Annotated in this window: 25 protein-coding genes; 14 read left to right on the top strand and 11 right to left on the bottom strand. The window is 64.1% G+C overall.

All coding sequences use genetic code 11. The features are described from left to right. Positions 1-56: 56 nt before the first annotated feature. The 6 genes from ACMDCR_RS26745 to ACMDCR_RS26720 all read left to right on the top strand — a co-directional run bounded on the left by ACMDCR_RS26745 (position 57) and on the right by ACMDCR_RS26720 (position 6,400). Positions 57-437, top strand: coding sequence for a cupin domain-containing protein (locus ACMDCR_RS26745; RefSeq protein ID WP_413993740.1), 381 nt, complete (start codon positions 57-59; stop codon positions 435-437). 532 nt (positions 438-969) lie between these two features. Further along, positions 970-2,439: an ABC transporter substrate-binding protein gene (locus ACMDCR_RS26740; RefSeq protein ID WP_413989522.1), complete on the top strand. Its 1,470-nt coding sequence runs from the start codon at positions 970-972 to the stop codon at positions 2,437-2,439. 193 nt (positions 2,440-2,632) lie between these two features. After that, positions 2,633-3,790 carry a carbohydrate ABC transporter permease gene (locus tag ACMDCR_RS26735; RefSeq protein ID WP_413989521.1) on the top strand — a complete coding sequence of 386 codons (1,158 nt, stop codon included), beginning with the start codon at positions 2,633-2,635 and terminating at the stop codon, positions 3,788-3,790. Continuing rightward, the gene (locus ACMDCR_RS26730; RefSeq protein WP_413989520.1) at positions 3,790-4,842 is read left to right on the top strand and encodes a carbohydrate ABC transporter permease; all 1,053 of its coding nucleotides are present in this window, start codon (positions 3,790-3,792) and stop codon (positions 4,840-4,842) included. The genes ACMDCR_RS26735 and ACMDCR_RS26730 overlap by 1 nt, the downstream gene beginning before the upstream one ends. A gap of 7 nt (positions 4,843-4,849) precedes the next feature. After that, entirely contained in the window at positions 4,850-5,899 is a 1,050-nt protein-coding gene (locus ACMDCR_RS26725) for an ABC transporter ATP-binding protein (protein ID WP_413989519.1), read from the top strand. Between the two features lie 90 nt (positions 5,900-5,989). After that, positions 5,990-6,400 carry a carboxymuconolactone decarboxylase family protein gene (locus ACMDCR_RS26720; protein ID WP_413989518.1) on the top strand — a complete coding sequence of 137 codons (411 nt, stop codon included), beginning with the start codon at positions 5,990-5,992 and terminating at the stop codon, positions 6,398-6,400. 183 nt (positions 6,401-6,583) lie between these two features. On the opposite strand, the gene ACMDCR_RS26715 is transcribed toward ACMDCR_RS26720, so the two are convergent. After that, entirely contained in the window at positions 6,584-6,865 is a 282-nt protein-coding gene (locus ACMDCR_RS26715) for a BrnA antitoxin family protein (protein ID WP_413989517.1), read from the bottom strand. 96 nt (positions 6,866-6,961) lie between these two features. Between ACMDCR_RS26715 and ACMDCR_RS26710 the strand changes: the two genes are divergently transcribed. Further along, positions 6,962-7,513 carry a GNAT family N-acetyltransferase gene (locus tag ACMDCR_RS26710; RefSeq protein WP_413989516.1) on the top strand — a complete coding sequence of 184 codons (552 nt, stop codon included), beginning with the start codon at positions 6,962-6,964 and terminating at the stop codon, positions 7,511-7,513. On the opposite strand, the gene ACMDCR_RS26705 is transcribed toward ACMDCR_RS26710, so the two are convergent. Beyond that, a complete protein-coding gene (locus tag ACMDCR_RS26705; protein ID WP_413989515.1) occupies positions 7,503-7,817 on the bottom strand; it encodes a hypothetical protein in 315 nt (104 codons plus the stop codon). The two genes, ACMDCR_RS26710 and ACMDCR_RS26705, sit on opposite strands and share 11 nt — an antisense overlap. A 144-nt stretch (positions 7,818-7,961) precedes the next feature. After that, a complete protein-coding gene (locus ACMDCR_RS26700; protein ID WP_413989514.1) occupies positions 7,962-8,432 on the bottom strand; it encodes an Lrp/AsnC ligand binding domain-containing protein in 471 nt (156 codons plus the stop codon). Between the two features lie 222 nt (positions 8,433-8,654). On the opposite strand from ACMDCR_RS26700, the gene putA reads away from it, so the two are divergent. Further along, a complete protein-coding gene (gene putA / locus ACMDCR_RS26695) occupies positions 8,655-11,738 on the top strand; it encodes a bifunctional proline dehydrogenase/L-glutamate gamma-semialdehyde dehydrogenase PutA (protein ID WP_413989513.1) in 3,084 nt (1,027 codons plus the stop codon). 164 nt (positions 11,739-11,902) lie between these two features. After that, positions 11,903-12,901 carry a Gfo/Idh/MocA family protein gene (locus tag ACMDCR_RS26690; RefSeq protein ID WP_413989512.1) on the top strand — a complete coding sequence of 333 codons (999 nt, stop codon included), beginning with the start codon at positions 11,903-11,905 and terminating at the stop codon, positions 12,899-12,901. A 156-nt stretch (positions 12,902-13,057) separates the two neighbouring features. Here the strand turns inward: ACMDCR_RS26690 and ACMDCR_RS26685 are convergent, their stop codons facing one another. Both ACMDCR_RS26685 and gabT read right to left on the bottom strand, forming a co-directional pair. Then, on the bottom strand, positions 13,058-13,342 hold the full coding sequence (locus tag ACMDCR_RS26685) for a hypothetical protein (RefSeq protein WP_413989511.1): 285 nt from the start codon (positions 13,340-13,342) through the stop codon (positions 13,058-13,060). Beyond that, positions 13,339-14,655, bottom strand: a complete 1,317-nt coding sequence (gene gabT / locus ACMDCR_RS26680; protein ID WP_413989510.1) for a 4-aminobutyrate--2-oxoglutarate transaminase — start codon at positions 14,653-14,655, stop codon at positions 13,339-13,341. The genes ACMDCR_RS26685 and gabT overlap by 4 nt, the downstream gene beginning before the upstream one ends. 388 nt (positions 14,656-15,043) lie before the next feature. Between gabT and ACMDCR_RS26675 the strand changes: the two genes are divergently transcribed. Next, complete coding sequence (locus tag ACMDCR_RS26675) at positions 15,044-16,171, top strand: cell wall hydrolase (protein WP_413989509.1); 1,128 nt, start codon at positions 15,044-15,046, stop codon at positions 16,169-16,171. A 338-nt stretch (positions 16,172-16,509) separates the two neighbouring features. On the opposite strand, the gene ACMDCR_RS26670 is transcribed toward ACMDCR_RS26675, so the two are convergent. Beyond that, a complete protein-coding gene (locus tag ACMDCR_RS26670; protein ID WP_413989508.1) occupies positions 16,510-17,325 on the bottom strand; it encodes a phosphate/phosphite/phosphonate ABC transporter substrate-binding protein in 816 nt (271 codons plus the stop codon). A gap of 39 nt (positions 17,326-17,364) precedes the next feature. Next, positions 17,365-18,003: a nitrile hydratase subunit alpha gene (nthA, locus tag ACMDCR_RS26665; RefSeq protein WP_413989507.1), complete on the bottom strand. Its 639-nt coding sequence runs from the start codon at positions 18,001-18,003 to the stop codon at positions 17,365-17,367. A 117-nt stretch (positions 18,004-18,120) separates the two neighbouring features. Between nthA and ACMDCR_RS26660 the strand changes: the two genes are divergently transcribed. Beyond that, positions 18,121-18,411 (top strand): YggT family protein, encoded by a 291-nt coding sequence (locus ACMDCR_RS26660; protein ID WP_284314832.1) that lies wholly within the window; start codon positions 18,121-18,123, stop codon positions 18,409-18,411. Beyond that, on the top strand, positions 18,411-18,734 hold the full coding sequence (locus tag ACMDCR_RS26655) for a DUF167 family protein (RefSeq protein WP_413989506.1): 324 nt from the start codon (positions 18,411-18,413) through the stop codon (positions 18,732-18,734). Before ACMDCR_RS26660 ends, ACMDCR_RS26655 begins: the two co-directional genes overlap by 1 nt. Positions 18,735-18,991: 257 nt before the next feature. On the opposite strand, the gene tesB is transcribed toward ACMDCR_RS26655, so the two are convergent. Beyond that, positions 18,992-19,882 (bottom strand): acyl-CoA thioesterase II, encoded by an 891-nt coding sequence (gene tesB / locus ACMDCR_RS26650; RefSeq protein ID WP_413989505.1) that lies wholly within the window; start codon positions 19,880-19,882, stop codon positions 18,992-18,994. 64 nt (positions 19,883-19,946) lie between these two features. Between tesB and ACMDCR_RS26645 the strand changes: the two genes are divergently transcribed. Next, positions 19,947-21,161, top strand: a complete 1,215-nt coding sequence (locus tag ACMDCR_RS26645) for a ubiquinone biosynthesis hydroxylase (protein WP_413989504.1) — start codon at positions 19,947-19,949, stop codon at positions 21,159-21,161. Positions 21,162-21,200: 39 nt separating this feature from the next. On the opposite strand, the gene ACMDCR_RS26640 is transcribed toward ACMDCR_RS26645, so the two are convergent. Together ACMDCR_RS26640 and ACMDCR_RS26635 are read right to left on the bottom strand one after the other, a co-directional pair. Further along, positions 21,201-21,587 (bottom strand): type II toxin-antitoxin system VapC family toxin, encoded by a 387-nt coding sequence (locus tag ACMDCR_RS26640; protein ID WP_413989503.1) that lies wholly within the window; start codon positions 21,585-21,587, stop codon positions 21,201-21,203. Then, positions 21,587-21,841, bottom strand: coding sequence for a type II toxin-antitoxin system VapB family antitoxin (locus tag ACMDCR_RS26635; RefSeq protein WP_413989502.1), 255 nt, complete (start codon positions 21,839-21,841; stop codon positions 21,587-21,589). Before ACMDCR_RS26635 ends, ACMDCR_RS26640 begins: the two co-directional genes overlap by 1 nt. A gap of 145 nt (positions 21,842-21,986) precedes the next feature. On the opposite strand from ACMDCR_RS26635, the gene ACMDCR_RS26630 reads away from it, so the two are divergent. Continuing rightward, positions 21,987-22,607, top strand: a complete 621-nt coding sequence (locus tag ACMDCR_RS26630) for an SDR family oxidoreductase (protein ID WP_413989501.1) — start codon at positions 21,987-21,989, stop codon at positions 22,605-22,607. Positions 22,608-22,708: 101 nt separating this feature from the next. On the opposite strand, the gene ACMDCR_RS26625 is transcribed toward ACMDCR_RS26630, so the two are convergent. Beyond that, a complete protein-coding gene (locus ACMDCR_RS26625) occupies positions 22,709-23,728 on the bottom strand; it encodes a GlxA family transcriptional regulator (protein WP_413989500.1) in 1,020 nt (339 codons plus the stop codon). Between the last annotated feature and the right edge of the window lie 5 nt (positions 23,729-23,733).

Genomic DNA, 23,733 nt, shown 5'->3' with positions numbered 1-23,733 from the left:
GACCTCCCATGACCGAGAAGCCAGCCAGGCCAAACCCCGAGCCCATTTGCACCGTGATGCACAGCCATGCGGCCTTTGTGGGCAAGCAGGGCTTTTCCTACGCACCTGCCATCTCCGCCGAGACGGTGGGCGCCAGGGCCATCCACCTGCAGATCGTCACCATCCCGCCCGGCGCCCGTGCCAAGGCGCACAAGCACGAGGCCCATGAAACGGCGATCTATGTGCTGGAGGGAGAATCCGGCATGCACTATGGCGAGAGGCTCGAACACCACCTCATCGCCCGCGCCGGCGAGTTCCTCTACATCCCCGCCAACATGCCGCACCTGCCCTATAATCTCAGCGATACCGAGCCCTGCCGCGCCGTGATCGCGCGTACCGACCCCAACGAGCAGGAAAGCGTTGTGCTGCTGCCGGAGCTCGACCGCGTGCAAGCGTGATTGCCGCGGGTGCGCGGACATCTTGTCCGCCTCTTCCCTCCCTTCAGGCGGTGTCATTCGTTGGAGAAGAGGAGGCGGGCAAGATGCCCACGGGCGCTAACTTTGCGTGGGAGGTCACTGGTTTGGAGTGGCGATCTCTGATCGCCAATCTCGGAACGATGTGTTTGCCGGTGAAGAAGATGGCGATCGGAGATCCCCACTCCGCGTTCCCTACGCCTTTTTCCGCAAAATTAGCGCCTATTGGCAAGATGCCCGCGCACCCGGGAAGAAGCGGCGCTTTTCGGGCTACGGCGTGGAAAGGATCTTCTCGGTCTCCGGAACCGGATGGAGGTCAACTCCTTGAAAACCTGTGCCCCTAGGTAAGGCTCCCGCCTGGTGTCGGCTATCCGGAACACAGCCGGAATGAATGTTCTGACATTTGACGTTTTGTCAGCGGCGATGGCATAATCCCACCGCTGCAGTGGATTGTCGCATCGCAACACCGTCTGCAGCGACATGTACGACAATAAAAGCATAAAATCGGGAGGAATGGATGGCTTCTAAATCAGGGGTTTTCAGCGCTGCCTTCATGGCGGTTGCGCTCACCACCACGGCTTTGCCTGCCGCTGCTGGCGAATTTGACGGCGTGACCGTCAATGTCATGACGCAGACCGGTGCAATTCAGGAGCCCCTGCAGAGGCGTGCTCCTGAATTCGAGAAGCTCACCGGCGCCAAGATCAACGTGATCGCGGTTCCCTTCTCCGACCTCTACCAGAAGGTCCTGACCGATTGGGCCAGCGGCACCAATTCCGTCGATGCGGCGGTGTTCGCCCCGCAATGGATGGTCGACTATGTCGCAGGCGGCTATCTGGAAGACATCGGCGACCGAGTCGCCAAGGACAAGGGCATCGAGTGGACCGACATCGCGCCCTTCTTCCGCGACTTCTCCTCGAGCTATGGCGGCAAGACCTATCTCGTGCCGCTCGATGGCGACTTCCACATGCTTTATTACCGCACCGATATTTTCGACAAGGCCGGGCTCAAGCCGCCGGCGACCTGGGACGAATATCTGGAGGATGCCAAGAAGCTGAACGGCATGGAAGTCGACGGCCAGAAGATCTACGGCTCCTGCATCGCCAAGAAGCGTAATGCCCAGAGCTACTGGTTCGTCACCGACATTGTGGGCTCGATGACCCAGTCGAAGGGCACCTCGCAGGGCACCTTCTTCAACACCAAGGACATGTCGCCGCTCGTCAACAACGAGGCCTTCCGCAAGGCCTTGGCGTTCCTCAAGGAATCCTCGAAATACGGCCCGCCGGATGAGCTCAACATGGACGTGTCCGATACCCGTCCGCTGTTCACCTCCGGCAAATGTGCCCTCAACCTGGACTGGGGCGATGTCGGCGTGCTTGCCATCGATCCCGCTACGTCCAAGGTGATCGACAAGACGGGCGCCATCATCACGCCCGGCTCGAAGGAAGTGCTTAACTGGGATACGGGCAAGCTCGAGGCCTGCACCAAGGACAACTGCCCGAACGCCATCGATGGCGTGAGCCATGCTCCCTATGCGGCCTTCGGCGGCTGGAGCGGCGGCATCAACGCCAAGGCCAGCGACAAGGTGAAGGATGCGGCCTACGCCTTCTTCTCCTATATGAGCGCGCCGGCCCAGTCGAATGTCGACGTCACCATCGGCAAGACCGGCTTCAACCCCTATCGCCTGTCGCAACTTTCCTACAATGACGCCTGGAAGAAGGGCGGCATGAGCGAGAAGGCGGCGGCGCAATATCTCGGCGCCATCAAGGACAGCCTCAACAGCCCGAACATGATCCTGGACCTCCGCATCCCGCAGAACCAGAAATATCAGCAGGTCGTGCTCGACGAGGCCATCGCCCGCTTCCTGGCCGGCGAGATCGACGAGGACACCACCATCAAGACGATCTCCGACGGCTGGAAGGACCTCAACGACCAGATCGGTACCGACGACCAGCTGAAGTTCTACAAGAACACGCTCGGCGCGAAGTAAGCGCTTGAAGATCCGGCCGTGGCGATTGTCCGCCGCGGCCGGTTGAAGAGGCGATGTGACCGGGACCGCGGACGTAGCCGCGCAATCGGCGAAGCCGATTGTCGCGACGGTCGCTCTTCTCTTCCTGCTCCCGTACCGTTTCCAAGAGGCGGACGGGGACGTCCGCGGTCCCAGTCACTGCGCGTTCCCGGCCATGTCTCGCAATACCGGGCATAGCATGGCCGTCAACGTCTCCATTCCCAACGAAGCCGACCGGCGGGAGCGTCTGTCCCAATGGCTCGACCGGCACTCCGGCCGCATCATGGTGCTGCCGGCCGTACTCATCCTGCTGGCTTTCGCCATCTTTCCGCTGATCGCCTCGGCCTATCTCTCCCTGTCGCGCTTTGCGCTCGCAGCCGGCAGCTTCAAGCTCACCTTCATCGGGCTCTATAATTACAACCGCCTCTTCCTGGGTGTGCAGCAATACCACTTCCTCGGCACGCTGAAGGAGTTGGGGCCGCTCGAATGGGTGCTGCTGCTGGTCGTCGTCGCCCTGATGCTGGCCTGGCTCGTGCGCTTCGCCATGACGGGCTTCACCGTATCAGGTCTTCTCGGCCGGCTGGTCACGGCGAGCCTGATCACCGGCGTTTGGTATGTCGTGCTTGCCACGGCCTTCAGCGGCGCCATTCCCGGCACGCTGCTCAACACCCTGCTCTATGTCTTTGTCGGCGTGTTCTTTCAATTCCTGATCGGCCTTGGCCTGGCGCTGCTCTGCGCCCAGCCCATCCGCGCCCGTAACTGGTTCCGGGTGATCTTCTTCATTCCGGTGATGGTGACGCCTGTGGGCGTCGCCTATATCTTCCGCATGCTCGCCGACATGCAGAAGGGGCCCTTCGCCCCGCTCAGCCAGATTCTCGGCGTGAGCCAATGGTCATGGGCGACGGAAGCCTGGTCGGCCCGCCTTATGGTGATGATCGGCGATACCTGGCAGTGGACGCCCTTCATGTTCATCGTGCTGCTGGCGGCGGTGGAGAACCAACCGCGCGACCAGCTCGAAGCCGCCCATCTCGACGGCGCCGGCCCCTGGCAGATCTTCAAGGACATCACCTGGCCTTCCATCGCTCCCGTGGCGGCGACGGTCGTGCTGATCCGCCTGATCGAGGCCTTCAAGATCATCGACATGCCCAACGTGCTTACCGCCGGTGGCCCGGGCCTTGCCACCGAATCCCTCACCCTGCACTCCTTCATCGCCTGGCGCACGCAGGATCTCGGTGGCTCGGCGGCGGTCGGCTACCTGCTCCTTTTCGTCTCGACGGTGACCTGTGTCTCCTTCTTCAACTTCGTGGTGCGGCCCACCAGGAGATATCAGTGATGAGCCCGGCCCCCGACACCCGCCCGCTGATGCAGCGCCTGTTCGAGCGCCGCAGCCTCGACGAGATGGCGCCGGTGCCCAAGGCGCTGACCTATCTCGCCCTGCTCGGCTGGACCTTCGTCGTGCTGTTCCCGCTCTACTGGGTGCTGGTCACCTCCCTGAAGGTGCAGATCCAGGTCGACGCCGGGCCTTATTACATCCCCTTTGTCGACTTCCAGCCGAGGCTGGATGCCTGGAACTTCATGCTGTTCCAGAACAACACGCTCTGGCCCTATGTGAACTCGATCATCGTGGCGCTGTCGAGCACCGTCCTGGCGCTGCTTTTCGGTTCTCTCGCCGCCTACGCGCTGGTGCGTATCCAGTTCCAGGTGAAGCTCGCCGCCGTCATCTGTTTCATCCTGCTGGTCGTGGGCATCATCCTGGCTGTGGCGCAGTTCGGCGTGCCCTGGCAGGTCGCGACGGTGGCCGCGATCGTGCTGTTCTTCCTGATCCTCGGCACCATCGGCCGCCGCTTCAAGGCCGCGCTCGGCAACAACGACATCGAGTTCTGGATGATCTCGAACCGCATCATGCCGCCGATCGTGGCCGTGCTGCCGATCTATGTGATGTTCCAGAACCTCAAGCTGCTCGATACGCAGGTGGCGCTGATCTCGACCTATACCGCCGTCAACCTGCCCATCGTGGTCTGGCTGACGCGTGACTTCTTCGCAGGTATTCCGCTCGACCTCGAGGAGAGCGCGGAGATCGACGGCGCGTCCAAGTTCCGCGTCTTCTTCACCATTGCCCTGCCGCTGGTGCGCTCCGGCCTTGCCGCCACCTTCATGCTGGTGCTCATTCTCGCGTGGAACGAGTATCTGTTGGCGCTCTTCCTCTCCAATGCCAATGCGCAGACCATGCCGGTGCTGGTCTCGGCCCAGAACACCACCCGCGGCCCGCAATGGTGGTACATGTCGGTGCTGATCGTCATCATGATCGTGCCGGTCATTGTCATCGCGGCCTTCCTGCAGAAACATATCGCGCGGGGCCTGATGGTCGGCGCGGTGAAGGGTTGAGCGTCACATGCAAGTCACTCTGCAGAACATCCACAAGTCGTTCGGCGCCGTCGACGTCGTCAAAGGCCTCGACCTCGACGTCAAGGACGGCGAGTTTCTGGTGCTGCTCGGCGCCTCGGGGTCGGGCAAGACCACGGCGCTCCGCATGATAGCGGGCCTGGAGACCGTCACCTCCGGCACCGTGCGGATCGGCGAGCGCGACGTCACCAACATCCTGCCGAAATATCGCGACATCGCCATGGTGTTCCAGTCCTATGCGCTCTATCCGCACAAGACTGTGTACGCCAACATCGCCTATCCCCTGACGGTGCGCAAACATCCCAAGGCCGAGATCGAGGCGGCGGTGAAGGATGTCGCCCGCCAGGTGCAGCTCGACCAGCTGCTCGACCGCTATCCCCGCCAGCTTTCCGGTGGCCAGCGCCAGCGCGTGGCGCTCGCCCGCGCCATCATCCGCCGCCCTGCCGCCTTCCTGATGGATGAGCCGCTTTCCAACCTCGACGCCAAATTGCGCGGCCATATGCGGGCCGAACTCAAGCATATGCAGCACGAACTCGGCATTACCACCATCTATGTCACGCATGACCAGGTGGAGGCGATGACGCTCGCCCACCGTGTTGCCCTGCTCGACAAGGGCGTGCTGCAGCAGCTCGATACGCCCGCCAACATCTACAATCGCCCAGCCAATCTCTTTGTCGCCGGTTTCATCGGCTCGCCGCCGATGAACTTCCTCGAGGGCGAACTGAAGGATGGACATTTCTCCTCGCCCGCTGGCAGCTTCGGCACGCCCGGCCATGCCAGCGCGGCCAAGGCCGTCGTCGGCATCCGCCCGGAGGACTGCCGGGTGACGACACCCGAACTCGGCAAGTTCGCCGGCGAGGTCTTCGCCACCGAGTTGATCGGCGACCATTCGCTGGTGACCTGCCGCTGCGCCTCCTCGACCGTCACCGTAAAGGTCGACAAGGATTTCCAGCGCGAGATCGGCGAGAAGATCGGCATCGGTTTCGACGATAGGGCGCTGCATCTGTTCGATGCGGCAAGCGGGGACAGGCTGGGATAATTGGGGGCGGGTCTTCAGACCCGGCTGCCCTCGACCTTGCAAAAAAGAGCCGGCTCTGAAGACCCGCCCCCCTTATCCCAGGAGACTCAGATGGCTACCGTGAAGCTGCTCACCGACGCCGAGGTTGAGGCGATACCTATAGCCAAAGCCGTGTTTGACGACATCCGTGCCACGCGCAAATCCGATTTCGTCAATAATTTCTGGCGCGGCCTCGCCAATGATCCCGTGCTTCTCAAGCGCACCTGGGAGGATCTGAAGGCGGTAATGGCGGGCGAAGGTGCTCTCGATCCACTGGTGCGCGAAATGATCTATATCGCCGTTTCCACCGCCAATGGCTGCCAGTATTGCGTCCACTCTCACACTGCCGCCGCCCGCGCCAAGGGTATGACCGATGCCCAATATGGCGAGCTCCTGGCCGTGATCGGCTTGGCCGGCAAGACCAATCACCTCGTGACGGCCATGCAGATTCCGGCCGATCCGGAATTCCTGGTGAAGAGCTGAGGGGTACGGCGCTCAGGCGCGTATGCGTTAACTTTGCAGTGCGAGGTGTGCGAAACGCGGAGTGGCGGTCTCCGACCGCCATCTTCCAAGCCGGCAAACGTGTCGTTTCCAAGATTGTCGATCAGAGATCGACACTCCAAATTCAGCGCATTCCCCACAAACCGAAGTCGCGCTTATGGGGCCTCAGCTGTCATCCTCCGCATTGAGTTCGTCCGGGCGCAGGCCCTCGGCCTGGTCGATGCCGGATGCTTCCCGGAGGATCGCGTTGATACGGTCCTGCCAGCCGAGGCCTTCAGCCTGGTAATGCTCGATCAAGTCCCGGTCGAGCCGCAGCGAAACAACTTCCTTGGCATTGGGGATGGCCGGCTTCTTCGGTGGCGCCACCGCTTTCGCCGCCTTGGGCTTGAAGGCTGCTTCGGCCTGCTTCCAGGGATCGCTCGGCCGGCGTGTTCTGTCGCTGCTCATGGAAGGAAGTTCCTCCTGCATTGTGGGGCAAAGGAAAACCACGGTGGCGCGGGATGGTTGCGGCCCGGATAAATCTCTATGCTAGTTCGGGGCTTTATGGCCGAATTGCGCGGTGCCCGCATCATGGAAATTTGGACGACTGAGAGACTGACCGCCCAAAGGCTCAAACATGCGGACCTCGATGATCTCGTCGCGCTTCATTTGGACCCGGATGTTTCACGCTATCTTGGCGGCGTACGCTCGCCGGCCGTGACCACGGCCTATCTCGCAACCAGCATGGCCCATTGGGATCGTTACGGATTTGGGCTTTGGGCCTGGCGGACACCGGACGGCAAGTTCGTGGGACGTGCCGGCATACGGCACGTCGTCGTCGAGGATGCGCAGGAGGTAGAGATTGCCTACGCCTTGCGCCGGCCTTTCTGGGGAATGGGCCTGGCAAGTGAGATCACCAAGGCGTTGATCGAGCTGGGATTCCAACGGCTGGGCCTTTCTTCGCTGGTTGGTGTGGTCCTCGTCCCGCATGCCGCTTCCCGTCACGTTCTGGAGAAGGCGGGTTTCCTGTTCGAGCGTGAGGTTGTCTTTCACGACCAGCCATGCGTTCTGTACCGAAAATTGTCTCCCGAGGCGCCAGGCGGCGTCACCCCATGACCTTGGCGTCCCACCACACAGCTTCGCTGCCGTTTCGGGCGATGGCCAGGGTCATCTTCGGTGTCGCCCAGTATTCCACCAGTTCACCGCGGTTCCTCTTCGCAAGGCGGCGAGCTTCGGCTTGATCCTGGGTGATCACGAGCCTTCGAGTGGTGATGCCGTATTGCGTATGGGCGCCATAGGCGAATTCGCCGTCCGGCAACCGGATCGCCCAGCCCAGGAACTGAAAGCGGATACCCTGTGCTTCCTGGTCTTCGATGAGTTGTTTCAGATTGTCGAGATCATGGACCTGACGTTGAGGCATTTGCTGCTGCCTTTTGGTATTGTGCCCGGGGTTACATCGCACGATCCAAATGCCCCGGCCTGTGCGATCCCGCACATGGAACGGCGTTTCCCGCCGGTTCCCTTGTGGCGAAGATATCCCTTACCTGTTTGAGGCGAGCACGCCCTACACCGGCAATCCCTGATCGGCCTTCACTTCCTCCATCACCGTATAAGTCCGGGTTTCCCTCACCCCTGGCACAGTCCAAAGCGCATCGCCGAGGAAGTTGCGGTAGGCGGCCATATCGGCCACGCGCACCTTGAGAAGATAGTCGAAGCCGCCGGCGACCATGTGGCATTCAGCGACGTCGGGCGTGCGGCGCACGGCGTCGGCGAAGCGGTCGAACACATCGGGCGTGGTCTTGTCGAGCAGCACTTCCACGAAGACGAGGAAGGCGCGGTCGAGTTTGCCGGCATCGAGGCGGGCGCCGAAGCCGGTGATGAAGCCTTCGCGTGTCAGGCGCTTCACCCGTTCGGTGGTGGCGGTAGGGGAGAGGCCGATGCGCTCGGCCAGTTCGACGGTGGCAAGGCGCCCGTCGGCCTGAAGGAGGCGCATGATCTTGCGGTCGGTGCGGTCGATGGGGGATGGTTCTGGCATGGGGGCTCGGACTCGGTGTGCCGACCTCCAGGTCGGCACTTTTGCATCGCACGGCGGAGAAGAGTGCCGACCTGGAGGTCGGCACACCGCAACCACGTTATCCGCGGATATCACCATCACCATAACAAAAGCTAGTGACTATCACTATCAAACTCCAAAAATAGCCGTCGAAAAACTATGCAATCGGTGCGAGATTCCAGCATCTCCAAGGGAGTTCCTGACATGCCTGTTATGCCGCAGTTTCATGCCCCCTATGCCGCCGACGATTCCACCATCGTGGCGCAATTGCTGGCCGATCCGGCCATTGACCAGGCGGGGCAGGCCCGCATCGATGCCACTGCCACGCGCCTGATCGAGGCGATCCGCAAAGGCGTCGGCTCCATCGGCGGCATCGAGGACTTCCTGCGCGAATATTCGCTCTCCACCAAGGAGGGGCTGGCCCTGATGATCCTGGCCGAAGCGCTGCTGCGCGTGCCCGACAAGGAGACGGCCGACGCCCTCATCGAGGACAAGCTCGGCCAGGGCGACTGGGCCAACCGCGAGACCAAGTCCGAGGCGCGGCTGGTGGCGGCTTCGGCCTGGGCACTGGGCGTTACCGCCCGCGTCATCCAGCCCGGCGAGACGCCGGAAGGCATCGTCGCTTCGCTTGCCAAGCGCATCGGCCTGCCGGCGGTACGCACCGCCACGCGCCAGGCCATGAAGGTGCTCGGATCGCATTTCGTGCTGGGACAGACCATTGGCGACGCCCTCAAGCGCGCCGCGTCCGGCGAGGGCAGGGGCTTTCGCTATTCCTTCGACATGCTGGGCGAGGGTGCCCGCACGGCGGAGGACGCCAGGCGCTATTTCAAGAGCTACAGCGATGCCATCGATGCCATCGGCCGCTCGGCCGGCAAGCAGGCTTTGCCGTCCCGCCCGGGCATTTCCGTCAAGCTCTCGGCGCTGCATCCGCGCTACGAGGCCCTCAGCCGCGACCGCGTGATGGCCGAGCTTGTGCCGCTCGTGCAGGAGCTTGCCCGCAAGGCCAAGGGATATGACCTCAACTTCACCGTCGACGCCGAGGAGGCCGACCGCCTCGAGCTCTCGCTCGACGTCATCGCCGCCGTGCTGGCCGATCCGGCGCTGGAGGGCTGGATCGGCTTCGGCCTCGCCATCCAGGCCTACCAGAAGCGCGCCTATGCCGTGATCGAGCATATCGAGGCGCTGGCCAAGGCTCTCGGCCGCCGTCTGATGGTGCGTCTCGTCAAGGGCGCCTATTGGGACACGGAGGTGAAGCGCGCCCAGGAACGAGGCCTCGAAGACTATCCCGTCTTCACCCGCAAGGCGGTCACCGACCTCAATTACATCCACTGCGCCCGCCGCATGCTGGAAGCTCGCCCGCATATCTACCCGCAGTTCGCCACCCACAATGCGCTCTCGATCGCCACCATCGTCGAGCTTGCCGGCGGCACCGAGGGCTATGAGTTCCAGCGCCTGCACGGCATGGGCGACCTTGCCTACAAGGCGCTGATGAAGGAGCGGCCTGCAACCGCCTGCCGCGTCTATGCCCCGGTGGGCGGTCATGCCGACCTGCTCGCCTATCTGGTGCGGCGTCTGCTCGAGAATGGCGCCAATTCGAACTTCGTCTCGGTGGCCGCCGATCCCGCCGTGCCGATTTCCAGCCTGTTGCGCCGGCCCGAGATCCAGATCGGCAATGCCCGCAAGGCACGCCATGCCAGGATCCCCATGCCGAGCCAGCTCTATGGAGAGGAGCGGGACAATTCCGACGGCGTCGAGCTTGGCTCGCGCGAGGATCTCGCCCGCCTGCAGGCCGATCTCGCCAAGGGCGGCAAGGTCGACGCCACGCCCCTGATCAACGGCAAGCCCGTGCCGGGCAAGGCGCGGCCGGTGATCTCACCCGTGGACGGCAAGACGGTCGCCGGCAGCGTGGTCGAGGCCGGCGAAGACCAGGCGCGCGAGGCGATGAAGGTTGCTGCCGCCGGCTTCCGTGCCTGGGACCGCACCGATGTCGCAAGGCGCGCCGCCGCGCTCGACAATGCCGCCAATCTCATGGAAGCGCGCCGCGGTCCGCTCCTGTCGCTCCTCCAGGTCGAGGCCGGCAAGACCATCGACGATGCCATTGCCGAGCTGCGCGAGGCGGTCGATTTCTGCCGCTATTACGCCGCCCAGGCCCGCAAGCTCTTTGCGGAGGGCGAAGCCATGCCCGGCCCGACGGGCGAAGAAAACCGCCTTGTTCATCGCGGGCGCGGCGTGTTCGTGTGCATCAGCCCCTGGAACTTCCCTCTGGCGATCTTCCTCGGCCAGGTCGCGGCGGCGCTCGCCGCCGGCAATGCCGTGGTCGCCAAGCCCGCGGAGCAAACGCCGTTGATCGCCCATGAGGCAGTGAAAATCCTGTTGGAAGCCGGCGTACCTGGTTCGGTGATCCAGTTCGTGCCCGGGGACGGCCGCATCGGCGCCGCCCTCATCAACAATGCCGCCGTGGCCGGCGTCGCGTTCACCGGCTCGACCGAGACGGCCTGGGCGATCAACCGGGCGCTTGCGGCCAAGAACGCGCCGATCGTGCCGCTGATCGCCGAGACGGGCGGCATCAACGCGATGGTGGTCGATGCCACCGCCCTGCCCGAGCAGGTGGCCGACGACGTCGTGCTCTCCGCCTTCCGCTCGGCCGGCCAACGCTGCTCGGCGCTGCGCCTGCTCTGCGTGCAGGACGATGTCGCCGACAAGATCGTCACCATGATCAAGGGTGCGGCGGAGGAACTGAAGCTTGGCGATCCGCGCGACCTCTCGGTTCAGATCGGCCCGGTGATCGACGCCGAAGCCAAGACTGGGCTGGAGGCCCATATTGCCGAGATCTCGAAGACCTCCAAGACCCGCCTCGCCACCAAGGCGCCTGCGGAGGGTACCTTCGTCGGGCCGCACATCTTCGAGATCGGCAAGGTCGAGGACCTCAAGCGCGAGGTTTTCGGCCCGGTGCTGCATGTGGTGCGCTGGAAGGCCGGCAAGCTCGACGCCCTGCTCGACGCCATCGCCGCCAGCGGTTATGGCCTGACGCTCGGCGTTCACACCCGCATCGACAGCACAATCGAGGCGGTGACCGACCGCATGCCGGCCGGCAATATCTATGTGAACCGCAACATGATCGGCGCCGTGGTGGGCACCCAGCCTTTTGGCGGTGTCGGCCTCTCCGGTACCGGCCCGAAGGCGGGCGGCCCCAATTACCTCAAGCGCTTCGCGTCGGAGCAGGTGGTGGCGGTGAACACAGCGGCCGCCGGCGGCAATGCCAGCCTGATCGCCATGGGGGAGGAGTAGCCGGGAGCGCGGACGTCCTCGTCCGCTCTTCCTTTGTCGTAAAGCGCGACGTTTCCAAGAGCGGACGAGGCGTCCGCGCTCCCAGGGAAGGACTTCCCTCTCCCTTCCTCCCATGCCAAGAATAGCCTGAACGATAAGTCAGACTATTCCGGGAGGAGGCCGCCATGGCCAAAACGCGTTGGGGCATTATTTCAACCGCCAAGATCGGCACCGGCAAGGTGATCCCGGGCATCCAGCGGGCACCGTCGGCGGAAGTCGTCGCCATCGCCTCGCGCGATCTCGCCCGGGCGCAGGAGACGGCCAAGGAGCTTGGCATCCCCAAGGCCTATGGGTCCTATGAGGAGATGCTCGCCGACCCTGATATCGAGGCGGTCTATAATCCGCTGCCCAACCACCTTCATGTGCCGCTGACGTTGCAGGCGGTGGCAGCCGGCAAACATGTGCTGTGCGAAAAGCCTGTCGGTCTCGACGCTGCCGACGCCGAAAAGCTCCTGTCCCTGCCCCAGGACCGGCTGGTGATGGAGGCCTTCATGGTGCGCTTCCATCCGCAATGGCTGCGCGCACGGGACGCCGCCCGCTCGGGCGAACTCGGGGAGGTGCGCGCCATCCAGTGCTTCTTCTCCTACTACAACGACGATCCCGCCAATATCCGCAACCAGCTCGACATCGGCGGCGGCGGCATCATGGATATCGGCTGCTATCCGATCGTTGCGGGCCGCTTCATCTTCGATGCCGAGCCACAGCGCGTCGTCGCGCTGGTCGACCGCGATCCCCACACCGGTGTCGACCGCCTGGCCTCGGCGATCCTCGATTTCGGTGGCGGGCGCCGAACGGAATTCACCTGCTCCACCCAGCTCACGCCCCTGCAGCGCGTCGATATCGTCGGCACGAAGAAGCGCTTGCAGATCACCATCCCCTTCAATGCCCCACAGATGGAAGCGGTGACGGTGCTCACCGACGACGGCTCGAAGCTGGGCGATGCCTCGGTGGTGCCGGAGATGATCCATCCCGTCGACCAATATGCCGAGCAGGCCGAGGCCTTTTCGAAGGCCGTACGGGGCGAGATCAAGCTGCCCTATGGTCCTGAAGATGCGGTTCAGAACATGAAGATCATCGACGCGCTGTTCCGCTCGGAGAAGAGCGGGGCGTGGGAGAGGGTTTGACCGGGAGCGCGGACATCCTTCCCGGGATCGCAGGCATCCTAGCCTGCTCTTTCCTTGGAGGTGCGTACGAAGCGCTTCTGGGACCGTAGGTTTCTCGCCTGCCTTTGGAAACTTGCGGTTCCAGGGGCAGGCAAGGATGCCTGCGATCCCAGGGGGTTATCGCCGTTTCTTGCTGTAGGGCACCTGCTTCCAGTTGCAGATCTTCGTCCGCGTGCGGACGCGCTCGCCCTGATATACCGAACCCGGCGAGAACCAGCGGCAGCCATACCAGGGCGGGCGGCGGCTGGTGGTTTCGATATGGACGGAGCGATAGGTACCGGGCGTGACCCGGTGGCCGCCCACGAAGACGTTGTTGCCGATCTCGACCTGTGCCCAGGCCGTCCCGCCGGCAAGCAGCGTCGCCAGCAGGAACGGCAGGACAACAAGTCGGAACAGACTCATTTCGGCGTGGTGAGCGCGGCTTCGAGGATATCGAGGCCTTCCTTGAGCACGCGGGGCTGGATCGTCAGCGGGGCAAGCAGGCGCACCGTCTCGCCATAGACGCCGCAGGTGAGGATCATCAGGCCGCGCTCCAGGCACTCGGCCGCGAGTGCCTTGGCGGCGTTGGGGTCGGGCTCGTTGCCACCATGGCTGGTGACGAGCTCGAAGGCCGTCATGCCGCCGAGGCCACGGATGTCGCCGATGGGGCGTCCTTCCTTGCGGCGCTTGATCGCCTTGAGACGCTTGATGATAGTCTCGCCCTGCTTCGTCGATTTGTCGAGCAGGCCCTCGGTCTCGAAGGCCTCGATCACGCCCAGCGCCGCGGCGCAGGCGACCGGGTTGCCGGCATAGGTGCCGCCGAGCCCGCCAGGATCGGGGGCATCCATGATATCAGCCCTGCCGACCACGCCGGCCAGGGGGAAACCGCCGGCCAGGCTCTTGGCGGTGGTGAGGAGGTCGGGCTCGACTCCGGAATGCTCCATGGCGAACCATTTGCCGGTGCGCCCAAAGCCGGTCTGGATCTCATCGGCGATCAGCAGGATGCCGTGCTCGTCGCAGAGCGCGCGCAGGCGCTTGAGGAACTCGGGGGAGGCGATATAGAAGCCGCCTTCGCCCTGCACCGGCTCGATCACGATCGCGGCGACATTCTTCGGGTCGACATCCGTTTTGAAAAGCCATTTCAAGGCGTCGAAGGTGTCCTCCACCGAAATGCCCTTGTGCTCGATCGGGTAGGGCACGCGCCAGACGCCGCCCGGGAAGGGGCCGAACTTGGTCTTGTAGGGCACGACCTTGCCGGTCATGGCCATGGCCAGCAGCGTGCGGCCGTGGAAAGCGCCGTTGAAGACCACGACGTCGGAGCGGCCGGTATGGGCGCGCGCGACCTTGATGGCGTTCTCGACCGCCTCGGCGCCGGTAGTAACCAGCATCACCTTCTTGGGGCCGGAGATCGGCGTCATGGCGATGAGCTTTTCGGCCAGTGTCACCGCCGGCTCGTAGGGCGTCACCATCAGGCAGGTATGGGTGTATTTGTCGAGTTGCTCATAGACGCGCTTCATCACCGTGGGATGGCGATGGCCGGTATTGAGAACGGCGATGCCGCCACCGAAATCGATGAAACGCCGCCCCTCGACGTCCCAGATCTCGGAATTCTTGGCCTTGGCGGCAAAGACGGGCTGGCCCGCGCTCATGCCGCGCGAAAAGACATTGGCGCGCCGCTCCAGGAGTTCATCCGTCTGCGTTCTATTGGCGCCGCGCGCCTTCGCTGGTGCGTTCATGGTTCTCCTCCGATTGCGGCGATTCTTTCCCGATGCCTTTCTTGCTATGGCGCTGGCGGCGAGCGGCGTCAATCGATGAGGTCGAGGTCATCCCGGACAAGGCGCGGCACGCGGTGCTGCGGCGCAGATCCGGGACCGTTGGAGGCGTGAGTCTCTGCCGGCGGACTGGCCCGGATCTGCGCGGCACCCTTGGCGCTGCAGGGCGTCCGGAATGACCAAATATGGCTCTATTTGTCAGACAAATTGTTGCAGATTCGCCACTCTGTGGCAAGAAAGTGCTAACCATTCCCTTAAAAAGGCCCCGGTGTGGAGAAGTTTTGTAGCCACGTTGTTTTTTCGCCACATAATTCATTACCGGTCGTTAACTTCCTCACAGCACAACGAGCGTATGAAAACAGACACCATCAAATTTGCCGCACGTTTCCTCGCGATCGCGATTGCGACGTCCGGCCTTGGCAGCTGTGCCCTCTTCTCCGGTTCGCGTGTGGCCAGCACGACCAATGAACGTGAGTGCCTGGCGCGAGCGATGTATTTCGAATCCAACCGCTCGAGCGACGACGGCATGCTCGCCGTCGGCACCGTGGTGATGAACCGCTACGAATCCGGCAAGTACCCCCGCTCGATCTGCGGTGTGGTCGGCCAGCGCGTGCAGTTCGCTCCGGGCGTGCTCACCAAGGAAATGGCCGATGCCGGCAAGCCGCGCGCCTTCCGCGTGGCGGACGCGGTGCTCGCCGGCAAACGCTATCCCGGCATGGCGAAGAACGTCATGTTCTTCCACACCGCCGGCTACACCTATCCCTACAGCAATATGCATTATGTCGCTGTCGCGGGTGGCAATGCCTTCTACGAGAAGCGCAGCAGGCCGGGTAGCTCGCCTGCCGAGGCTCCGGTGATGGTGGCCCAGGCCGATATGCCGCCGCTGGCTACTCCCGAGCCCGCGCCGCTCCCCGAGCCGGCACCGCTTCCCAAGGCCGTCCGTATGGATGTCGCTTCGGCCGAGACGCCGATACCGCCGCGCGAGCACCGCAAATATACCCGCAGCACGGCAGCCAAGCCTTTGGCGGTCGCAGCCTACCAGGCTGAGCCCGGCCCACAGGCCGATCCAGTCATCGACATCCTGCCGCCGGCTCGTCCGACTCGCCTGAATACGGCGAAGAAGGTGCGTACGCCGGATGCGGAAGTCGCGCAGAACGACACGGATGCCGGCACCACGCCCGAGGCGCTGCCGCCGGTGCGCCCGTCGGTCGGCCAGGTCCATCTGCCGCCGCCGATCCGCAACCGCGCCCCGCAGCCGCAGTTCAACTTCCAGCAGGGCCCGTCAGGTGTGGCTGACGCCACGCCGGCAGCGAAGCCCCAGCGTCCGAAGGCCGTGGTGGCGCAGTCCCGCGCCGTGCCGACGGTGACCATCCGGCCGACCGCCGTCGAGGCCGACATGGGTGGCATGCCGGTTCCGGCCCCCGCGCCGAAGCCCCGGCCGAAGCCGCTTTCGGCGCTGGAGCCACAGCCGCTGTACTAGGTTGCAAGCACACCTCGCCTTCCCCCCCAAGCAGGGAAGGCCCCTAAGGGCGGATGAGGGGGTCTCTCCGTCCTTTTCTTTGCTTGGGGGCGGCGGCTTTTGAGCCGGCTTACTGGCGGCGCGGCATTTTAGGCGGAAAGTGGCGGACGAGGACGTCCGCGGTCCTAGCCACTCCGTTCTTCCTGCAGGTGCAGCGATTAGGCCGGCCGTTCGCTTTAAGGTGTAGTCACCAGTCGGACAGGCGCCGTGGCTGGGACCGCGGACGTCCTCGTCCGCCTCTTCCTCTGCCTTCAATCACATCGTTTCCAAGAGCGGGCCCGCAACTGGTACTTCGAGGCTCACGCGATCATGGCGTAGCCCTGCTCCCTCGCTTCCCGGTCCCAGGTGAGCGTGCGCTCGAAGTCCGCCAGCTCCACCGGCGCGAAGGCGGTGAGGTGCAGCGTCTCGCCCAGAGGCGCGAACCAGGGCTGGTGATGGGCGGCGGCGAAGGCGGTTTTGAGTCGCACGATCGTTTCGGCCGGCAGGCCCGGCGCGGCGACGAAGGAAGGGATCGGGGCGAGATCCGTGCTCGCGATGACGCGGATGCCGTCCGTGAGATCCGGGCGATAGGCGCGGATCAGATCATGCCAATAGCCGTCAAGCGGGCCGACATCGATCTCGCCGGCCAGCACCGCGTCGAGGATGCCGCGCGCTGTGATCAGGTTGCCGCGCACTTCGGTGTAGAGCGCAGGACGCTCCGGCGTGCGATAGGCGAGAAGATGATGGCGCAAGGCGTTGAAGCCCGAATGCGAATGCTCCACCGTCCAGCCGATACGATGGCCAAACGTATCCTCGATGCGCCGGAAGGGGCTGTCCTTCCTCACGATCAGGTCCGAGCGATAGAGCGGCTTGCCCTGCGACCAGGGCGCGGAGGGGATGGGCGCCGCGATCGGGATGACTTCCGAGAGCTGGAAGGCGATGGGGTAGCCGCACATGAAGACGCAGCCGAGATCCTCGCGTTCCCACAACACCTCCAGCGGCTTGGGCGCCGGATAGGGCACATAGTCGAAATCGACGCCCGCCATGGATAGCACATGGCCCAGCAACGCCTTCCAGCTCTCCTCGACCTCGGGCGTGACGGAATACATGCGGGCATTGGTGATGAAGCGGGTCATGGACTTTGATTTTGTTCCAGGTCGGAGAAGTCGCGCGGCCTACAGCCCGCCCGGCTGTATCGCCAGACCCGTGCCGATCATCGCATCGCGGGTGACGAGCTGGGCCAGGGCCATTTCGCTCCAGCCCTTGGTGCCATCGGGCCGCTCGGGCAGGACGAGATAGCGTAGTTCCGCCGTGGAATCCCAGACCCGGATCTCCTTGTTCGCCGGCAGCTTCACGCCGAATTCCTCCAGCACGCCGCGCGGGTCGATCACCGCCCGCGAGCGGTAGGGCGCCGACTTGTACCAGACCGGCGGCAGGCCCAGCACCGACCAGGGATAGCAGGAGCACAGGGTGCAGACGATGAGGTTGTGCACCTGCGGCGTATTCTCCACCACCTTCATATGCTCGCCCTGCCGTCCGGAATAGCCGAGCGAGGCGATGGCGGCGGTGGCGTCCTCCAGGAGCCAGTGGTGGAATTCCTCGTCGCGCCAGGCGTGGGCGACGACATGGGCGCCGTTGCGCGGGCCGACCTTGGTCTCATAGGTATCGATATAGACATCGAGGGCGGCCGGATCGACATAGCCCTTTTCCACCAGCACGGCTTCGAGCTTCTTCACCCGTTCGGCCATCCGGGAGGGCGGCGCGCCATGATGGTGGTCGTCATCATGGTCATGGTCGTGATCATGCGTGCTCATGGCGGATGTGTCGCAGAGATTGAGGCAAGTGGCAATGCTCGCGCAGCACTCTTGTCCTGCCGTCGCTCCATCGTTAGATCATAGCCACCACGCTCCCGCCGAAGGCCTTAAGCTGAGATGCAACCGATCTTCATCATCATTGTCTATCTTCTCCAAATCTACGCCTTCATTCTCCTGGCTTCGATCGTCTTTTCGTGGCTGGTGGCGTTCAACATCGTCTCCCGGCGCAACCCGATGGTCGCGTCCGTGGGCGACGTGCTCTATCGGCTGACCGAGCCTGTGCTGGCGCCGATCCGTCGGCGCTTGCCCGATTTCGGCAATCTCGACCTGTCCCCGATCGTGGTGTTTCTGGTCATCTGGCTGCTCCAGATGGAAATCGTGCAATACGTCATTCCGAACGTCCCCTGATGATGCCCACTGCCGGCTCGCCCTGGCAGGCTTCGCCCAAGGGTTTGCGCATCGCCGTGCGACTGACCCCGCGCGGCGGCAAGGATACGCTCGGCAAGGCCGAGGTCCTCTCTGACGGCAGACCGGTGCTAGCGGCCCGCGTGCGCGCCGCGCCGACGGATGGCGAGGCGAACCAGGCACTGATCAGGCTGATTGCCAAGGCGCTGAAGGTATCCGCGTCGCAAGTGTCGATTGCGCAGGGCGCGACCAGCCGGGTGAAGATGGTGCTGGTGGAAGGGGATGGGGCCGCGTTGGGCGCTGCCTTGCAGAAGATGGCGGGCTGACTGGGTGCACGGACATCCTGTCCGCATCTTCCCATATTGTAGAGCGAGCCGTTTCCAAGGGGCGGACGAGGACGTCCGCGGTCCCAGCCACGCCGCTTCCAGCACTAAAATACTTCTATGGTGACATGCTGCCGTTGCGGGGAGAGATGCGATGGCTGGGACCGCGGACGTCCTCGTCCGCTTCTTTCCTCGCCACCAAGCGAGTCGTTTCCAAGGGGCAGGCCAAGATGTCCAGGCACCTGGCGACACGCTCCCAGTTACCGCGACACATCCCCCAGGCTCGTATCCTTGTCCCATCTTGGCCGCACCAGGCCCTCCTGGGCCACGGAGGCGATCAGCTTGCCGGCCTGCCAGATCTGGCCTCGGGCAAAGCCACGCGCGCCGCCGGTGACGGGGCTCTCCTGGGCATAGAGCAGCCACTCGTCCATCTTGAAAGGGGCGTGGAACCACAGCGCATGATCGATCGAGGCGGCCTGTACGTCGGTGTCGAACACGCTCTTGCCGTGGGCGACGAGCGTGGTGTCGAGCAGCGTCATGTCGGAGGCGTAGGCCAGCACCGCCTCATGCACGGCGGGATCCTCGGGCAACTTACCGGCCGCACGGATCCAGATATATTGCCTCGGCTCCTGTGGAATGCGGGCGACATAGCGCGTGAGGTCGACCGGGCGCAGTTCGATCGGCCGCTCGCGCTCCCAGTAATCGCGCACGCTCTTCGGCATCAAGGCGAGGAAGCGCTCCTTGAGCTGGATATCGCTCGGCAACTGGTCGGGCTTGGGCACCTCGGGCATGGTGGACTGGTGGTTCCAGCCTTCCTCATAGCGGTGATAGGAGCAGGAAAGCGAGAAGATCGGCTGGCCGTGCTGGATGGCGATGGCCCGGCGGGTGGCAAAGCTCTTGCCGTCGCGCAAACGGTCGACCTCGTAGATGATCGGCACGCTGGGATCGCCCGGGCGCAGGAAATAGCCATGCAGGGAGTGCACGCGCCGCTCGGCATCGACCGTTCGGCTGGCGGCGACCAGCGCCTGGCTGATCACCAGCCCGCCGAACACGCGCTGCCAGCCCACCTGCGGACTCGTGCCGCGATAAAGATTATGTTCGAGCTGTTCGAGATCGAGTATCGAGAGCAGATTGGATATGGGATCGGGCATCGGCGCTTCCTTGTCGACGCAACGAGCCGGTCCCGCCGCCGAAAGTCAAGTGTGAGGATCAACCATGGTGAAGCAGGCCGATCTCATCATCGCGGGTGGCGGCTTCGCCGGCCTCGGCCTCGCCGTGGCGCTGAAGGTGGAGCTGGGTGCTGGCTTCGACATTGTCGTCGTCGATCCCGTCCTGGGCGGAGCGCCCTCGCGTGATGCCCGCGCTTCCGCCATCGCCGCCGGCGCGCGGCGTTTCTTCGAACGGCTCGGCGTGTGGGGCGAGGTGGCAAGCGAGAGTCAGCCGATCCTCGACATGGTGATCACCGATTCCAAGCTCGACGATCCGATCCGGCCGACCTTCCTGTCCTTTGGCGGCGATGTCGAGCCGGGCGAGCCCTTCGGCCACATGGTCGAGAACCGCCTGCTGCTCGATGCCCTGGTGAAACGGGCCGCCGCGCTCGGCGTCGAGCTGTGCGGGCAGGGGGCCTCTGTCAGCCGCTACAGGCAGGAGGACGAGAAGATCACGGCCATCCTGCCCTCGGGCGAGGACATCACCGCGCGCCTCCTCGCGGCGGCCGATGGTGGGCGATCGCGCCTGCGGGAGCAGGCCGGCATCGCCATGCATGGCTGGGACTATGGCCAGTCCGGCATCGTCACCACGGTTGAGCACGAGCTCGATCATGAGGGCCGGGCCGAAGAGCACTTCCTGCCCGCTGGACCCTTCGCCATCCTGCCACTGACCGGCCGGCGCTCCTCCCTGGTGTGGACGGAGAAGTCGGCAGAGGCGCAACGCGTCATCGGCCTCGACGAAGCCGGCTTCCATGCCGAGCTCGAAAAGCGCTTCGGTCTCAAGCTCGGCGATATCAGGGCTGTCGGCCCGCGCGCGGCCTTTCCGCTCGCCATGCGCATCGCCCGCTCTTTTGTGGGCGATCGCCTGGCGTTGGTTGGAGATGCCGCCCATATCATCCACCCGATCGCCGGGCAGGGTCTCAATCTCGGCATCCGCGATGCGGCGGCGCTCAGCGAATGTGTCGCCGATGCGGCCGGCCTTGGCCTCGATATCGGCGCGCCCGATGTGCTGGAGCGCTACCAGCGCTGGCGGCGCTTCGACACCGTCTCGATGGGCATGGCGACCGACGGCCTCAACCGCCTGTTCTCCAACGACCACGACGCCATCCGCCTGGCGCGCGATTTCGGCCTCGGCCTGGTCGAACGCTTCCCGGCCGCCAAACGCTTCTTTATCCGCGAGGCGACGGGCCTGACGGGCACGGTACCCAGGTTGATGCAGTAGCTGGGGCGCCTGGTTCCTGACGATGCCTCTATTTTGGGCTCAAGCCGGGACGATATCCGTTCGGTTGAAATCATCGCCCTTGAAGAGCAGAGGTTCTCCCCGAACCGCCGCGAGCGCATAGGAGAAGCAGTCACCATAGTTGAGACCGGCGGGGTGCCTGCCCTTGCCATATCGGCGCCAGGTCCGGCGTGCGACATCGGCCTGCCTGACATCCACAGCAACGGTTTCGATCTGTGCCTTGTAGAGCCAGAGATCAAGTTCGCGTCCCCCAGCCTCACCGAGGCGGGCCTCGATGACCATCGCCGTTTCAAGAAGCGTGGCCGCCGAAATGAGCCTTACAGGATCGCCGACGATCTTACCTTCCAAGACCGGGGCCTCTGGTTCGTTCAAGGCGATCGCGACAATTGCAGAAGTGTCGATCACCATCAGAGCGGCAGCCCGTTTTCATCGTAACCGATGATTTCTTCCGGAGAGCGTGTGTCGACAATGGGCATGGTGCTCCAACGGCGGCGAATGGCTGCGAGTTCCTCTGCAAGCAGCGCATCGCCTGCCTGATCGGAAACGCGCCTCAGGCGTTCCTCCAGGGCGTGCCGGGTCGCCATGGTGATGCTTTCGCCGGTTCGCTGAGCCAAAGCTCGGGCTAATTGTTCCGTCACCGGGTCTTTGATGCTCAGAGCCATGCTAGTACCAAGGTTCCTAGGATCAACCTTTCTACCTCAATTGGGATTCCATTAAAAGCACCTAAAGGTTCTTCCGATCTCGTCCAAGAGTTGCCGATCTTCGTGCCATCTGACACTCTTGCCGCCTTTTTGAGGTGAGCAAAGCATGGATCTCGAATTTGCCGGCAAGGTGGTCGCGCTGACTGGCGCCTCGCGCGGTGTGTGCCTGGTTATCGCCGAGCGACTGGCTGCCGAGGGGGCGGCGGTGGCGATCGCAGCGCGTTCGGCCCAGGAGCTGGCCGATGCCCATGCCGTGATCGAGGGTCATGGCGGCCGGTGCCTCGCCTATGCCTGCGATCTTGCCGTACCGGGCGAAGCCGCGGCCTTCATTGCCAGCGTCGTCGAGATCTTCGGACGCCTGGATGGCCTTGTCTGCAACGGAGCCATGGCGACGAAGGGTGGAACGGATCGCGAGGCCTGGCAGGCAGAACTCGCCCTCAATGTCGGCCATGCCGTGGAGGCGGTGGAGGCCGCCGGGCCGCTGCTGCATGCCTCCAGCGCCGTGCTGCTGGTAGCCGGCGGCGAGCGAAAGGGCGAGCCCTGGCCGGCGGCGGGCGTGCGCGGCGCCCTGGCGGAGGCGGCACGGCACTTCAGCGACGAGTTCGCCGCGCAGGATATCCGCGTCAACCAGCTTCTTTCCGGCGGACAGGCCTTCGCGGACACCGCGGTCTTCCTGCTCTCGACCCGCTCGGCCGATGTCAAGGGGACGACCCTGCCGCCCCGGTGAGGTGAATTGGAGTGGCGGTCTCCGACCGCCATCTTACTCTGCCGAAAGTAGGCTGGTTCAAGAATGGCGGCCGGAGACCGCCACTCCAAGCCTGTGCCTCCTTAGCCAATGCCAGCGCCAACACTATTTTCGCTCGCCGCTGGTTTTCCCTGACCACTCCTCCGCAACGCGATTGGCGAGATGCCGAAGGCTTCCTTGAAGCGTCGTGAAAAATTCGAGGAATGGGTGAAACCGGTCACCCCGCCGATCTCGATCATGCTCTTGGCCGTCGTTACAACCATCTGGTGCGCGACCTCGAGGCGCAGGCGCACATAGGCGGCGTTGGGGCGGGTGTTGAGCGAGTTCATGAACAGCCGCTCGAGGCCACGCGTCGAGAGTCCGCAGCGGCTGGCGATTTCCGAGATCGGCAAGGGATCGGCCATGGATTGCTCCATGATCAGCAAGGCGCGGCGCACCCGGTTGTCCGAAACGGGCCGGGCTACCGGCACATGCGGCTGTGGATCGGACGGTGCCCGTGCCTTCTCGATCTGCAGCACGTCGAGGGCCTTCTGCTTCATGGCGAGGCCAAGATGGCGTTCCACCAACAGGGCGGCGAGGTCGGCCGCGCCGGCGCCGCCGGAACAGGTGATGCGGTTGCCGTCGACAAAGAAGAGGCGGTCGGCGATTGGCGTATTGTCCGGAAACTCGCTGCGGAATTCGTCGAGATGGTACCAGCTTACGCAGACCTTGCGCGCGCGCATGAGGCCTGCGCGCGCGAGGATGAAGGTGCCCGTGCAGACGCCGATAAGCGGCACGTTCTCCTGTGCGGCCTTGCGCAGGAAGGCGAGGGCCGAGGCGCTGACCGGCTCCGGATCGCGCAGCAGACCGCCGACCACGGCGACATGGGTGAAGCGGCGCGGATCGGCGAGTGCTGCGGTGGGTGCTACCTCGACCCCCGTGCTGGAGCGGATGAGATGCCCGTTCGCGCTCAGCACATCCCAGTCGCAATGGACCTTGCCGCTGCGGTCGCCCTCGTCGCCAGCGAGGCGGAGCGTGTCGACGAACAGCGAAAAGGCCGAGAGCGTGAAGTCGTTGGCCAGGATGAAACCAATGCGCAGGGGCTTGCGGGCGGGAGGCTGCATGGCGT

This window comes from Labrys okinawensis (genome assembly GCF_047345005.1).
In the GTDB taxonomy this organism is placed as follows: domain Bacteria; phylum Pseudomonadota; class Alphaproteobacteria; order Rhizobiales; family Labraceae; genus Labrys; species Labrys okinawensis.
This window is presented reverse-complemented; position numbering and strand designations above follow the sequence as displayed.

Bases quoted from the DNA above. Each gene is read 5' to 3' on its own strand.
- putA (WP_413989513.1), top strand. From the start codon at position 8,655: ATGCCTGTTATGCCGCAGTTTCATGCCCCCTATGCCGCCGACGATTCC.
- ACMDCR_RS26675 (WP_413989509.1), top strand. From the start codon at position 15,044: ATGAAAACAGACACCATCAAATTTGCCGCACGTTTCCTCGCGATCGCG.
- ACMDCR_RS26700 (WP_413989514.1), bottom strand. From the start codon at position 8,432: ATGCCAGAACCATCCCCCATCGACCGCACCGACCGCAAGATCATGCGC.
- ACMDCR_RS26720 (WP_413989518.1), top strand. From the start codon at position 5,990: ATGGCTACCGTGAAGCTGCTCACCGACGCCGAGGTTGAGGCGATACCT.
- ACMDCR_RS26625 (WP_413989500.1), bottom strand. From the start codon at position 23,728: ATGCAGCCTCCCGCCCGCAAGCCCCTGCGCATTGGTTTCATCCTGGCC.
- ACMDCR_RS26710 (WP_413989516.1), top strand. From the start codon at position 6,962: ATGGCCGAATTGCGCGGTGCCCGCATCATGGAAATTTGGACGACTGAG.
- ACMDCR_RS26645 (WP_413989504.1), top strand. From the start codon at position 19,947: ATGGTGAAGCAGGCCGATCTCATCATCGCGGGTGGCGGCTTCGCCGGC.
- ACMDCR_RS26655 (WP_413989506.1), top strand. From the start codon at position 18,411: ATGATGCCCACTGCCGGCTCGCCCTGGCAGGCTTCGCCCAAGGGTTTG.
- tesB (WP_413989505.1), bottom strand. From the start codon at position 19,882: ATGCCCGATCCCATATCCAATCTGCTCTCGATACTCGATCTCGAACAG.
- ACMDCR_RS26705 (WP_413989515.1), bottom strand. From the start codon at position 7,817: ATGCCTCAACGTCAGGTCCATGATCTCGACAATCTGAAACAACTCATC.
- ACMDCR_RS26740 (WP_413989522.1), top strand. From the start codon at position 970: ATGGCTTCTAAATCAGGGGTTTTCAGCGCTGCCTTCATGGCGGTTGCG.
- ACMDCR_RS26735 (WP_413989521.1), top strand. From the start codon at position 2,633: ATGTCTCGCAATACCGGGCATAGCATGGCCGTCAACGTCTCCATTCCC.
- ACMDCR_RS26670 (WP_413989508.1), bottom strand. From the start codon at position 17,325: ATGACCCGCTTCATCACCAATGCCCGCATGTATTCCGTCACGCCCGAG.
- ACMDCR_RS26635 (WP_413989502.1), bottom strand. From the start codon at position 21,841: ATGGCTCTGAGCATCAAAGACCCGGTGACGGAACAATTAGCCCGAGCT.
- ACMDCR_RS26685 (WP_413989511.1), bottom strand. From the start codon at position 13,342: ATGAGTCTGTTCCGACTTGTTGTCCTGCCGTTCCTGCTGGCGACGCTG.
- ACMDCR_RS26630 (WP_413989501.1), top strand. From the start codon at position 21,987: ATGGATCTCGAATTTGCCGGCAAGGTGGTCGCGCTGACTGGCGCCTCG.
- ACMDCR_RS26745 (WP_413993740.1), top strand. From the start codon at position 57: ATGCACAGCCATGCGGCCTTTGTGGGCAAGCAGGGCTTTTCCTACGCA.
- ACMDCR_RS26640 (WP_413989503.1), bottom strand. From the start codon at position 21,587: ATGGTGATCGACACTTCTGCAATTGTCGCGATCGCCTTGAACGAACCA.
- gabT (WP_413989510.1), bottom strand. From the start codon at position 14,655: ATGAACGCACCAGCGAAGGCGCGCGGCGCCAATAGAACGCAGACGGAT.
- ACMDCR_RS26730 (WP_413989520.1), top strand. From the start codon at position 3,790: ATGAGCCCGGCCCCCGACACCCGCCCGCTGATGCAGCGCCTGTTCGAG.
- ACMDCR_RS26725 (WP_413989519.1), top strand. From the start codon at position 4,850: ATGCAAGTCACTCTGCAGAACATCCACAAGTCGTTCGGCGCCGTCGAC.
- ACMDCR_RS26690 (WP_413989512.1), top strand. From the start codon at position 11,903: ATGGCCAAAACGCGTTGGGGCATTATTTCAACCGCCAAGATCGGCACC.
- ACMDCR_RS26660 (WP_284314832.1), top strand. From the start codon at position 18,121: ATGCAACCGATCTTCATCATCATTGTCTATCTTCTCCAAATCTACGCC.
- nthA (WP_413989507.1), bottom strand. From the start codon at position 18,003: ATGAGCACGCATGATCACGACCATGACCATGATGACGACCACCATCAT.
- ACMDCR_RS26715 (WP_413989517.1), bottom strand. From the start codon at position 6,865: ATGAGCAGCGACAGAACACGCCGGCCGAGCGATCCCTGGAAGCAGGCC.